Origin of the sequence: Bradyrhizobium cytisi, from assembly GCF_008123515.1 — a bacterium.
In the GTDB taxonomy this organism is placed as follows: domain Bacteria; phylum Pseudomonadota; class Alphaproteobacteria; order Rhizobiales; family Xanthobacteraceae; genus Bradyrhizobium; species Bradyrhizobium cytisi.
On the sequence record NZ_VSSR01000074.1, the window covers coordinates 33,054 to 45,619 of the forward strand.

Genomic DNA, 12,566 nt, shown 5'->3' on the forward strand with positions numbered 1-12,566 from the left:
CGCCCGATATCTGATCTCGCACACGCGATGCTTCGCTTGAGGTCTTTTTCCTCTCACCGCATCAGCCGTTGCCGAAGCAGCGCGGCCGAGACGAGGAAGGGAAACGCTGCGTAAATGCAAAGTGCGCCCACATGCAAGCCGACGCTGTCGACCGGCCGACCGAGCATTGCCGGACGAATGAGATCGACCGAATGAGTCAGCGGCAAGAAGGCGGCTATGCGTTGAAATGGCCCTGGCAACTGGCTCATTGGGAAGATCGTCCCGCTCAAATACATCATGGGCGTGAGAATGAGAGACTGGTAGAAGATGAAATAGTCGTGGCTCGGTGCAAGTGCTGAAACGACCATTGCGAGGCTCGCGAACGTAACGCCAGTGAGGGCGATGGCTGGTAACGCATAGGGGATGGATGACCACTCCGCATAACCCAGTGCGACGGCAACAATCGTAATCGCCGTCCCGGCGAGCAAGGCCTTGCTCGCTGCCCATGCCACTTCACCGAGAACAATGTCGCCGAGCGTAAGGGGCGTACAGAGTACTGCCTCCCACGTGCAGTTTGTCTGCATGCGAGCGTAAGCTGCATAGATCGTTTCGAAGGTTGCGGAGACCATCGCGCTTGTGGCCACCATGCCTGCCGCCAGAAACGAGATGTATGAGGTCCCCTCAACGCCACCTATGATCATTCCAAGGCCAAAACCGAGACCGAACAGAGAGCTCATCGGCTCGGCCAGATTCCCAAGAATCGATGCCAGAGCGACTTTCCGCCAGACTAGAAAATTTCGGCGCCATACCGCGATCCAGTTCCATGGATTAGCAGGGAGCGCCGGCGCAAAACGTTGCCACATCGTTCAGTCCTTCATCTCTCGCCCGGTTAGCCGCAAAAAGACATCCTCCAGATTTGGAGGACGCTGCAGAAGGCGGAGATCCGTGCGGTTGGCGAGCCGCAGGCGCACCTGCTCTGGATCCGTGACATAGCAGAACAGCGTCTCCCCGCTCACCTCAGCGCGCTGCACTTGGGGTTTGACCAGCGGCAGCAGTTCATGCGGATTACCACCGTAAATCTCGATCACTTGGCAGCCGATCTGCTGCTCGATCAGCGCGTGAGGCCGGCCTTCGGCGATCTTACGGCCGTGCTCAAGCACGCACAGGCGGTCGCACAATCGCTCCGCCTCTTCCATGAAATGGGTGGTGAGAAGAATCGTTTTGCCGCGCCCTAATAGCGAGCGCAAGCGTTCCCAAATCAGGTGACGGCCGTGCGGATCGAGGCCGGTCGTCGGCTCATCAAGCACCAAGAGCTGCGGGTCGTTAATGAGGGCACGAGCCAGCGTCAGGCGCCGCTTCATGCCACCGGACAGTTCCGCGACGCGGGCATCCGCCTTGTTCTCCAGGCGGGCGAATTCGAGCAGTGACGGCGTCACCGCTTTGACCTCGGTCGCGCTCATGGCGAAGTAGCGCCCGAAAACGAGCAAGTTTTCGCGGACCGTGAGCTGAAGATCAAGGTTGTCGAACTGTGGGACAACCCCGATGCCCCGCCGCGCCAAGCGCGCCCGCGCCGGCACCGGCTCGCCGAGGACGCATATCTTACCTGCGTCGGGCGATGCAACACCCAGGATCAAACGCGCAAGCGTGCTTTTGCCCGCGCCGTTTGGTCCCAGCAGACCGAAGCACTCTCCCGGTGAGACCGTAAACGAAAGAGCGTCCACGACGACCCTGTCGTTGTAGGACTTGCTCACCTCAAAAATGTCGACTGCCGCGGTTGACATTTTCTTACGCCATCGCGACGGACGTCGTTCGCGCCGCTTCCTCGCTCGCGCGCTTCTTTGTCCAAAGCAGGCCGTCACACCAGACGTGATCAACGCGTCCCCACTGGCACGCAGCGGCAGCATCCGGGAAGAAGCCGCGTCCATGCAGATTGGCGCTGGTATTGCAAAGCAGCGGAATGGCTGTGAGCTTCTCGTACTCGACGAGAAGCTCGGCCACTTTATGCTGAGAGGTTCTGGAAACCGTCTGTAGGCGAGCGGATCCATCGAGATGCACGACGGCAGGAATTTTGTCCCGCCATTCCGGTCGCGTCTGGTGATCGAACAGCATGTACGGATCGGGTATTCCAGGGCTAAACATCTCCGCCGCGCGATCCTCCAGGCATATCGGCGCCACCGGCCTGAAATGCTCGCGAAGTTTGATGTCGTTGAGATGATCTTTCATTCCCTCCCAGCTCGCAGCTGCGAGAATGCTTCTGCCACCCAAGGCTCGCGGTCCGAGCTCGGCACGCCCGGCTAGGAAAACGACGGGCTTGTCGCTCGCGAGGATTGCCGCAAGTTCGCCCATGTTGCAGGGCGCGCTCTCCCATTCGGGCGGCACTTCGCTCGGACGAACGGCCGGTCCACTGTAGACCGACCATTCGAGAGCTTTAAAGCCTTGCTGTGCCGCCAGTGCAGAGCAAGCAGCACCGATGGCTGAGCCGCTGTCGTTCGGAAAGGGCGGCACCCACACGACATCGAACAGGCCGGTCGCACGAAATGCGCTATTCCACTTAATATTTAGGCCACAACCGCCGGTTATGCAGAGGTTACGCGCCCCCGCAAGATCCGAATGCCGCCCCACAACATCAGCAATTGTGCGGACCAGCAGACGCTCTAGAAAGACATGAAATGATGCAAGGACGTCTTCGGCTTGCTTGGCCTTCAATCGCAGTGCGCACGCATCGAAGAAGTCGTGCAGAGCTTCGAGTGGCGATTGTGAGCTATTGATATCTTCAAGCTCAGGACAAGCGCCGTCAGCATCCGCGGCAAAGTGCGCCTCGTAAAGTTCCTGAAACGTCTTAATAATGTCCTCGTCGGGCGATCCCAGCGCGATATAGGCCATCAGCTTGCCGGCAATACCGAGATCCCAGCTGGTCCGGTCTGCCCGCCGGTAAGGTCCAAAGTGATGTCCTGCCGTCGCATAGGCGTGACCTATCATCGGAAACAGGCACTCGATGAATCGGATGCCGTGGGGCTCGACATAGTAGAGGCGTGGAAACATGCAGCCGTCCCACACCAAGCAGAAAGCAGATTGTGCGGATTGGGCAAACGAGCTGGCGCAGTACGCGGACGCGATGTGCCCGGTGACATGGGGATAGCTTTGATAGGGATATAGCTTGCCAGCAAGCATGAGGCCGATGCGATCGCGGGACGTCAGGGGGCTGTCGCCTTGCCGTTCGACATACGGCGCGCCCTTGAGCTTGATGGTCGTCGTCCCACTAAGGACTTCAAACTGCGATTCGAACTCTCCATCCCAGCCATCAATGACGAACTGATCAACATCGCTCGGATCCAGCCCGTGCTCCGCCAAGGCGTTAACGACGGCATCCAGGTTGTCTATGGTTTGATAACGCGGATTGTTGTTCAGCTTCTCCTGTTCGACACAAAACACCACCCGGCCGTCCTCGATCAGAGCGACTGCCCCGTCATGCGTCAGCTTGATACCGCAGATACGCATAGTGACTCCCTTTCAAGCTCGCCCGTTGGGGCGGATCGAAGATCGCTCCGGATTGCGAAAACGGGCCAACAAGCAGTCTTCGTCAGCCGACTGCCCCTGGCACTGCACGCGCTCGACCTCAGTGAGCGCTTCAGTCAAAATCGTGATGACCGTCTCGGCGCCAGCGACATGCCCCCATCGCCTGCAGGTGGCATCACGTGCAGATCCGAAGACCAGATGCCCACCTGGAGCAAGCATCTTCACCATGTTGTCGATTGCGGTACGCATCCGTGTTAGGTCCTCGAGATAGTAGAGAACTTCGGCGACCACGATCAGATCGAACAGCTCCGCGGCCGAGAACTGCAAAATGTCAGTCGCGGCCCAGCTGATATGCGACCACCTCTTGGTCCGCTGGCACGCGCGACCGATCGCTCGCGGCATAACATCGATGACCGTGAGCCGTTTGCAGTGAGGAGCAAGCTTCTCTGTGAATGCACCGGCCGCGCACCCGATCTCGAGGCCGTTTGACACAGCACCGCTCGACAGCGACAGCCGCAGCAATTGGGTGTGACGCTCACGTTCAAACGGATTGTCGTCAAGCCGCCACGGGTCGTCGTTAGCCAGCTCCCGTTCCAACGACTGATATGTGTTGTCTACGCTCACGAGTTAATACCCCTACAAAACTGCTTAGTCAGTCTCGGCCGCAATGCCATCCGGCACGATCAGCCGCGAGGAAGCGCGCGAAAGGCCCGCCCTGCGAATTGAGCCAGGCGTTTCCGATGCCGGGTTAAGGCTTGGTCCAGTTGTCGCGTCTTCGATCGAGGCCTTCGATTCATCAACGTCTGCTGATTTCGCTACTTTGCGCGAGAGCCAATCGCTGTTGCTCAAGGTACAGAGCGCATAGGCTTTCATCGGGAGCAGGAGGAAGATATTGATCGGGGTGTGCAGCGAGAAGCCGAGAAATCGAAGCTCGCCGGCACGAACGGCCGCCACGCTGCATCGAATCATGGTCATCGCGACGATGGTCAGACCGGTCCACCAGGGCACGCTGCCCGTGAGTGCGAGCTGAGCGAGCGCAGCAATCGATGAGATGGCGAGCAGCAGCGGCCCGAGGTTCTGTCCGACCACATCGAGCGTGAGGTACCGATCGAGGCCGGGCAGCAGGTGCAAACCGAGCAGCGTGTCGCGGTAGGTGCTCCGCGCCCAGCGAAGTTGCTGCCGCAGATACGGCAAGAGCTTGTCCGGGACCACCGTGGCGGCGATGGCGTCCGGAACGTACTCGGTTCGAAACCCTGCCTTGAGCATGAGGATCGTCAGATGACGGTCCTCACCGAAGTCGCTCGGCTTTCCCCGGAAGAACTGCGTCTCGTACTGGTCGAGCAGCAACATGAGCGCGGAACGGCGGTACATGGCGCACGGCCCGCAGCAGCACATGACGGCACCAAAGCGCGTCTGCGCCGCGCGCTCCTCGTTGCAAGCCAACCAGTACTCCATGTCGATCAGCTGGGTCAGCCAGCTGTCGTTGCGGTTGCTGGCCGTCAATTGACCCATGGCCGCGCCGACGGCTGGATCTTGCATCTTGCGTACGAGCTTGCTGACGACGTCGGGCGCGATTTCCGTGTCGGAATCGACATTGAGCACGAGATCGCCGAATGACCGGCGTATCGCGGCGATCTGTGCCTTGCGTTTTCCAACATTGCTTGGCAGCAGAATGACACTGACCCTCGGGTCATATGCGTAGCTCGCGTGCACGGGTGCCACTGCACCGACATTTGCAGAGCCGTCATCGACCACATAGACCTGCAATCGCCCTGGGTAGTCCTGGCTTGCGATAGACTTCAGGCAGGCCGCCAGCGTGCGCGGGTCCTCGTTGAAGCAGGGCACGATGACATCCACGCTAGGCAGAGCACCGGTGTCGATCGGGTCGTACGGCAGCAGTGAGGCGTCGGTTCGCAGCGCATAAAGCGCCTGCGCGCTCTTATGGACGCTGGAGAGCAACGCGTAGGAGGCAACAGCAGCGGTGCTGATGGTGGCAAGCAGGCTCATGGGAATTGATCTACTCAGTGAGGTTGAGGAAGCGACCGGATTGCAAATCCACGGTCATGCAGTGCTGGAATGAGCTGGGCGAGCGCCGTCACAGTCTGGTCGCGCCGACCAGCATGAGGGCAGCGTCCCAACTCGTTGGGTGGGCATCCGTCGTGCAGGAGGACGATTGCTCCCGGCCGGACCGAGGAAAGCACCGCGGCAACAATCGCCTCGACGCCAGGACGAGACCAGTCTTGCGGGTCGACTGACCAGTGCAGGGCTGCCAGTTCGGCCTTCGCCGACGCGGCAAGGGCCTCCTTGGTCCATATCCCATACGGCGCACGCATGTGCCGCACGGAGGCTCCGGGGCAGGCCATTCCGATGACCTTGTTCGTCGTGAGGATCTCGTATTCCACCTCATCCGGCATGCATTTGGACAATTCCGGGTGCGTCATTGTGTGGTTTGCGATTTCGTGCCCTTCTGCAATGATGCGCTGGATCAGCTCCGGCTGGCCCGCCGCATATGCACCGATCACGCAGAAGGTGGCGGGGGCCCGATGCTGCGCCAGCACGTCGAGGATAGCCGGCGTGCTATGCGGGTTGGGACCGTCATCAAAGGTCAGATAGACGCAGTGCTCTCCGCCGGCCTCGGCGTAGTCGCTCCGCGCTTCAGTCGCGTTGTTTGTTGACGTCACAGTTCTGGCCCGTTCCGTTCAATCATTTCACCGGCCGGCCATTCGCTCATTGGCCTGGCAATCGGCAGAACGAGACCGACCACGTCCTCCACGCGCGTCGGAGGCACAGTGAGATAGATATCCGGACGAGCGGACCGGACGCGGAGCCCTGGTAGAACAGTCGCCAATCCCTGTCGCCCGAGCAGCCTGGTAATATGTTTCTGCAGGGCAGATCGGACCGTGCCAAAGCCGAACGGCACGCCAAGATCTCGCAATACGGGATACATCACGCGGATGGAGTGGCTGATTCCGAGCCCCTCGAGATCCGGGCGTACCCCGTACAATCCAAGTTCAGCCACGAGCAGATCGATCTCACCAACTTTTATGAAGCGGCGCAGTGCGCCGATGTGAATCGCGACGCCACGATCATCGTAGCCGATTGCCCGAATCTCCGGCCTTGCGCCGGCCCAGCTTCGATGACCTTCAAAGGGCTTTGCATTGAATGCCCCCGTCGGACCATAGGTCTTCCGGAAGAAGTCGGACAATTCAATATGGTCGGCAAGTTGAAGCTCATTCTCCCAGCACAGCCTCCAACGAACTGGAGGGCGCGCCGATACACCTCGTGTGGACTCGGGCGCGATCATGTTCATAGAGAGTAGTTCCTATTCATTATCTGGGTCCTGACGCAGGCCAGCAGCTCGCTAGGTTCCAAAGGCTTGCTCAAGAACTGAAGCCCAGCTTGCAGGACTCGCCTCACATCGTCATCGGCGTGGTCTGTGAGCAGAATGGTGGGAATCGCGCCTCCGGATGCAACCAGATGACGGAAAAGCTCAAGACCACTCATCACGCTCGACTGCATGTCCGCGATCAAGCACGACGTGATCAAACGGCGGCCCGATTTCAAGAACCCGTCTGCGCTCTCGAACGGTTCGGGCACGTAACCCGCGGAAAACACCACATCCGTGAGAGCCTCACGCACTGACCGATCTGCATTCACAATGCAGACGACGTCGAGCGTGTGCGCAACTCGCATCAGATTTGCCAAGGACGCCTTCGCTTGCATGTTCCGCTCGATTTCCCCGTAGCAAGGACGCAATCCAATCGACTGCGGCCACAACCCATTCGGCACCCGCAACCGGGAGGGTCCGACTGAACGGAAATCTACGGCCAAGTTGAGCGCTCGCTCAATTCTACGGCGGTACACGGCGGATATAGAATGGGTTGGCAAAGCCAAACGAAGGTTTGCTCGTCTTATACGCCAACGCAAGTTTGCGGATCCCCACCGTGCTGGATCGAGATATGGCTTGCGCAACACGCGCGAAACTGCGACCGCACAATCCAGACGTCTTGATCGATCCCTTGCGCTGGGCTGAGACGCGCAACGATTTGTAACCATTCTGGTAGATCTGACTTCTCGCTAAACTATCGTTTGCTATCCTCACTCGGTACAAATGGTAAAATCGATTGTATCGATAGAACACATTCACACCGTGGATCACTCAGGATCATGCGTTTCAAGGGCCTCGATCTGAATCTCCTCGTCGCGTTCGACGCCCTGGTGACGCAAGGCAATCTCACTGCGGCGGCAAGAAGCATCAACCTCAGTCAACCTGCCATGAGTGCCGCCGTCGCGCGGCTTCGCACTTACTTTCGCGATGAGCTATTCACGATGAGGGGCCGAAAACTGGTTCCAACGCCGCGGGCTGAAGCGCTCGCAGCCCCGATTCGCGAGGCTCTCGCTCACATTCAGCTCTCCATCATTTCTCCGGACGACTTCAATCCGTCCCAATCAAATCGGCGATTCAGGATCATCCTGTCCGACTTCATGACTGTCGTATTTTTTCGACGAATCGTGGACCGCGTCGTGGGGGAGGCTCCTAGAATCACTTTCGAGTTGCTGCCGCCCGCAGAGGAACCCGATGACCTTCTCCGGCGCGGTGAAGTCGATTTTCTCATGTATCCGGAGATGTTCATGTCGAGTGCGCATCCCAAGGCGGCGCTGTTCGAGGACAACTTTGTTTGCGTGGGCTGCCCCATGAACAAGCAGCTAGCGCCGCGACTTACGTTCGAGAAGTACATGTCGATCGGGCACGTGGAAGCTCAGTTTGGGCGTTTCCTGAGGCCCTCGTTCCACGAATGGCTCTTGCTCGAGCATGGTTTCAAGATACGCACCGAGGTCGCCGTGCAGGGTTTTGGTATGATTCCGCCTATGTTATTGGGCACCAACCGCATAGCGAGCATGCCCTCAAGACTCGTCAGCCATTTCGCAAAGACGATGCCCCTGCGGGTTGTCGAACCTCCGTTGCGACTTCTCACATTCACCGAGGCCGTCCAATGGCCCGCCACTCATAATACTGATCCCGCAAGCATTTGGATGCGCAACATATTCTTGCAAGAAGCATCCATGATGGTCTCCCCGTCCGAGACCAGCCAATGTCACGGCGCACGCTAGGATTGTTCGGCCGTTTGCGACCTGCTCTCCGTTAACAGATCTACGCCAGGCTCGAAGCTCCCGTCCTCTGACCGGTGTTCGGCATGGTCGACATTGGCGCGCTTGAGCGCAGTTTGGTCGTTTGGTCGGGTCGCAGGCGCTATTGATCTCGCGCTGCCGTGACGATCTTGCGCATCATACAGACTCGCTCGGCGCGCTCCGCAATGATTTTGCGCTGACCCGGACCGGCTGCATCGCACCGGTCCATGTGAGCCGAGCTCAGAGCTCGCGAAATGATCCGGCGAGTCGGGTGAACAATATCCGGCCTCAGCACTTAAAATTCGCTTGAATCGCACGCCGCGTCAGGTTGTAGAACAGCACCTGCGATCGAGGCTGCAACGTGGACGTTCGAAGCGCACCCGCCGCTCTTCGCCTGACGGTAGACATTCTCCTTACCGTCAACTGTCCCGGCGATCGAAGTAATGCCGAAGCACGCCAGTAGCTAGACGTCTATGTGGCGGGCGACCTACAAGGGCGATGCCTGCTCGTGTGCGTCGAACCAACAACTTGTTCTGCCGAACGCCAACGCCCTCCACTGTCGCGCCCGCGAAGCCCAACGCGAGCTGACGTAAACTCGGGAGAGCGGAGCCGGCAAGTGAGAGGTATTGCGCAAGGCTGGAATGGAGGTTGGGACACGTCATCTCAACGGTGCTTATCTTACTCTTATTGTACTCGATCCGGCATGATCGAGCGCAACCGCAAAGTCGCTGGCCGCAGGCTCAACCTGGATCCGCCGGCCATGAACTCGCGGCATTGTCCCGCTGCGCGCGTGTTTCGGTGATGAGTGTTTATGATGAGAGGACGGCAACTGTACCAATGTCCGCGCACGGAACGGAAAGGCTCGCCGCTCCCATTCGCCAACCCCTGCTCCACCTACAGCTTTTGATCATTTCGGCCGACATGTTCACCCAAGCCAAACCGGATCATGCGTGCGGGGTCCTTCTTTCGGATCTCGCGACAGACACTTTCTTTCGAAAGTGTCGTGGCGTGACGCGCGCGACGCCACCGCCGTCGGTCTCGAGTTGCTGCCCCTCACCGCTGAGCCCGATGGGCTCCTTCGGCGCGGTAACATGATTTGCCTATCTTACCCGAAGCATCTATGTCCAGCGCGCGCGCACGCCAAAGCGATACTGCTCGAGGATGGAATTGAGTGACTGAGCTGCCGGACAAGCAAGCCAATACCGCGAGAGAACTTCCAGCCTTATGTTCGATAGGATACTTGCGGCGAATTCGCCAGACAATGGCCCCCCAGATTCGAGGGGTACCTTCGGCTTGAGCATGGTCTTAAGATGCGCCTTAAGATTCTCGTCCAAGCTATAGTATCGTCCTCCTTTGCTATTGCGACCCGTATAGCGCGGCTGCCAGCACGGCTCGCCAAGCTTTGTGCAAAGACAATGCCGCTACGGATCCTTGCACTTCTAGTGCATTGCATCTGGCGAGGCCGTCCGATGTACTGCGCTCCGCGACACTGACCCGGCACGGGTCTGGATATGCGAGTTATTGCTGTCGGAGCCACGGTACGTCGTCGTTTCGCCGGGCGTGGCCGCTGTGCCGGGGGCACCCGTAGACCCGTTTCGAGCGCCTCCACGTCCAGCGGATGCCGGAGTGCTCCTTCGAGACTCGGTCCTCAATCGCGAACAACGTTTCGCCAGCCGCGCGAGATACGCTTGCGTTGAGATGCATGCCGGGAATGGTTTTGAGGCCCGCTTTCGCTCATCCTCCCGACGCTTTGCGGCCGCGGAGTTGCGCCAATAAAGAGCAGCCATCATCTTGTGGCATTCCAAAAACAGATGTAGCCATGCGCGAGCAACGCCTTCGCGCCCACAATGCCATCTCAACAGCACTAGCAGAGTGTTGAAAACGCTCTTAGGCGCTGAGCCGGCGGCCGCGCCACGACGTGGTGGTAGAACTGATCTGCGATGATTGACCAATCAACGCCCGGCTCAACGATAGACACCACAGCGAGGATTGCGATCGAAATAGGCCCATCAGATCAGATCAGTACTGTGTCTGGGTCCGCCGTTTCGTGACGCAGTATCTTAAGATCAAGCGGAGCTGCATGCACCTGCGCTCGCTTCTCGTGCGGATCAGACAGCAGATGGCTACCGCTGCGGCAGCATCCAGGAGAAATTGCACAGTTTCCGGTTAGCGCAGTCTTGGACAAAAGTAAGCACACGCCGTGTTGCACAACGGCATCACGCGACCCCTCCCTGTCGCATTCTTTCGCGCACGTCGCCGGTCCGTCTCGTTTTTGCCCCACCACGGCCAAACGGCTTCGTCACGTGCGGCGCGAGTGCGACAATGAAAGGAGCCTACTCTTGGATGAGTCGAGTGGAGTCTACGATCCGGAGGATCTCGCGATGTTGGGACACCTTTTTGATCAAGCAATCACATGTTTACCGACATGCATGCGAACCGGCGAGAACCGCGCGGCAATCGCGAGACTCGTTCTGCAACGCGCAGCGAGGGATGAATTGGGGTCACTAGCGAACTTGATGCTTGCACTTGTCTCGGCCGCTTGATCAACAGCATGCTCTCAGTCCTTCTGCGGTCCGCAGCAAGAGACGCACCATCTAGATCATTGAAATAACTTGATTCTCACGTGACGTCAGGTTGTAGGCTTGAAAATTGAGGACCATGACAAACGCCACACCACGACGGCGCCGATGGCGCATTGGAGAGCTTGCAGAGGCGACCGGCGTAACGGTACGCACTCTGCATCACTACGAACATACCGGATTGTTGACGGTCTCGGAACGTACCGATGGTGGTCATCGCATGTACGATCGTGAAAGCCTACAACGCGTCTCTCAGATTCGCGCGCTGCGTGAGCTCGGCTTCTCACTTCCTGAGATCCGCAAAGCAATAGAGGGGCGGACGTCTCTCACGGACCTGTTGCGCAACCATCTGGAACGGATTGAACTTCAAGTCGCGCGGACGACATTATTAAGGGACCGATTGCGCAATATGACGACGCAAGGTGAGACACAAGTCAGTGTCGACGAACTGCCGGCCACGTTAGACGCAATGTCACGGATTGAGAAGCGCACCCCCTCGGCGATCTGCACATGCGCCTCTAACGCTAGCCGCGAAGATCGGTGGCGCAAGATTCGCGACGAGCTACGAAGCTGCATGGATCAGGGTGAGCCTCCATGCAGTGAGCGGGCAAATGCAGTCGCGCGTCAGGCCCGTTCGCTCCTGACTGAGATCGCAGGAGTTGATTCGACTGTCTCAATGATACTCAAGGTGCTGACGCGATTGACCGAACCACACAATCTCGCCGGCTGGGATGCGAGCCTCATGCGATACCTCGATCTCGCCCTCGCCGCGCTGGAGGATCAGCTGGGACAGAATTGACGCGGTTGCGCGCGCTCTCGGTTGTCGGAATGACTCTAAACCCAATGAGTTGATGGTGACCGTTCAATTCTGACTGACAAGATCGTTGGCCTGTAGCAGTTCCTCTCCGACTCTCCATTGTCGGCACTCATTGGGTCTTCTCTCCGTATCTTTTGGCAAACAACCTCGACGAGCAAGCTTCGAAGTACTTGATTCGCACGTAGCGTCATATTGTACCGTCTAACGCATCGTCGCAGCGTCGGGGCGGACAGAGCGTCGGCTAGACCGAGGGAGACTCCAATGAGCGGCACCACTTTCGGAACGTCCCGGTGAGACGCCTCGGCGAGAACAAGTCGGTGGATGATCGTTCGGGCCTTTCAAGCGCCTCGTCGGCACACATCTGCCGAGCACATTGGCGAGTGTACCGGATGCCGGCAGGATGTTCGATATGGGTCCTGTCAACGCCTAGAGGACGGATTCTCCTGACCAGTCCCGGAACGTCCGTTCGTCCGTCCCCGCCCGATACTTATGGCTGAACCTGGCAACAACCTGAGCCTATTCGTACCAATCTGAGATCGATTCAA

At 58.7% G+C, this 12,566-nt stretch carries 10 protein-coding genes; 2 read left to right on the forward strand and 8 right to left on the reverse strand.

Annotated elements, in window-relative coordinates; translation table 11 throughout:
* Positions 1 to 53: 53 nt before the first annotated feature.
* The 8 genes from FXB38_RS35965 to FXB38_RS36000 are packed head-to-tail and all read right to left on the reverse strand — an operon-like array spanning position 54 to position 7,218.
* The gene (locus tag FXB38_RS35965) at positions 54 to 842 is read right to left on the reverse strand and encodes an ABC transporter permease (protein WP_148755678.1); all 789 of its coding nucleotides are present in this window, start codon (positions 840 to 842) and stop codon (positions 54 to 56) included.
* Between the two features lie 3 nt (positions 843 to 845).
* Positions 846 to 1,760, reverse strand: a complete 915-nt coding sequence (gene nodI / locus FXB38_RS35970; RefSeq protein ID WP_148755679.1) for a nodulation factor ABC transporter ATP-binding protein NodI — start codon at positions 1,758 to 1,760, stop codon at positions 846 to 848.
* A 4-nt stretch (positions 1,761 to 1,764) separates the two neighbouring features.
* Positions 1,765 to 3,477, reverse strand: a complete 1,713-nt coding sequence (gene nodU, locus FXB38_RS35975) for a nodulation protein NodU (protein ID WP_148755680.1) — start codon at positions 3,475 to 3,477, stop codon at positions 1,765 to 1,767.
* A 12-nt stretch (positions 3,478 to 3,489) separates the two neighbouring features.
* Entirely contained in the window at positions 3,490 to 4,119 is a 630-nt protein-coding gene (gene nodS, locus FXB38_RS35980) for a nodulation methyltransferase NodS (protein WP_148755681.1), read from the reverse strand.
* 24 nt (positions 4,120 to 4,143) lie between these two features.
* Positions 4,144 to 5,502, reverse strand: a complete 1,359-nt coding sequence (gene nodC / locus FXB38_RS35985; RefSeq protein ID WP_148755682.1) for a chitooligosaccharide synthase NodC — start codon at positions 5,500 to 5,502, stop codon at positions 4,144 to 4,146.
* 14 nt (positions 5,503 to 5,516) lie between these two features.
* Positions 5,517 to 6,176, reverse strand: a complete 660-nt coding sequence (gene nodB / locus FXB38_RS35990) for a chitooligosaccharide deacetylase NodB (RefSeq protein ID WP_148755683.1) — start codon at positions 6,174 to 6,176, stop codon at positions 5,517 to 5,519.
* Positions 6,173 to 6,805 (reverse strand): NodA family N-acyltransferase, encoded by a 633-nt coding sequence (locus tag FXB38_RS35995; protein WP_148755684.1) that lies wholly within the window; start codon positions 6,803 to 6,805, stop codon positions 6,173 to 6,175. Before FXB38_RS35995 ends, nodB begins: the two co-directional genes overlap by 4 nt.
* On the reverse strand, positions 6,802 to 7,218 hold the full coding sequence (locus tag FXB38_RS36000) for a response regulator transcription factor (RefSeq protein ID WP_148755685.1): 417 nt from the start codon (positions 7,216 to 7,218) through the stop codon (positions 6,802 to 6,804). Before FXB38_RS36000 ends, FXB38_RS35995 begins: the two co-directional genes overlap by 4 nt.
* A gap of 444 nt (positions 7,219 to 7,662) precedes the next feature.
* On the opposite strand from FXB38_RS36000, the gene FXB38_RS36005 reads away from it, so the two are divergent.
* Both FXB38_RS36005 and FXB38_RS36015 read left to right on the forward strand, forming a co-directional pair.
* Entirely contained in the window at positions 7,663 to 8,607 is a 945-nt protein-coding gene (locus FXB38_RS36005; protein ID WP_148755686.1) for a LysR family transcriptional regulator, read from the forward strand.
* A 2,676-nt stretch (positions 8,608 to 11,283) separates the two neighbouring features.
* A complete protein-coding gene (locus FXB38_RS36015) occupies positions 11,284 to 12,003 on the forward strand; it encodes a MerR family transcriptional regulator (RefSeq protein ID WP_187435380.1) in 720 nt (239 codons plus the stop codon).
* Positions 12,004 to 12,566: the final 563 nt, after the last annotated feature.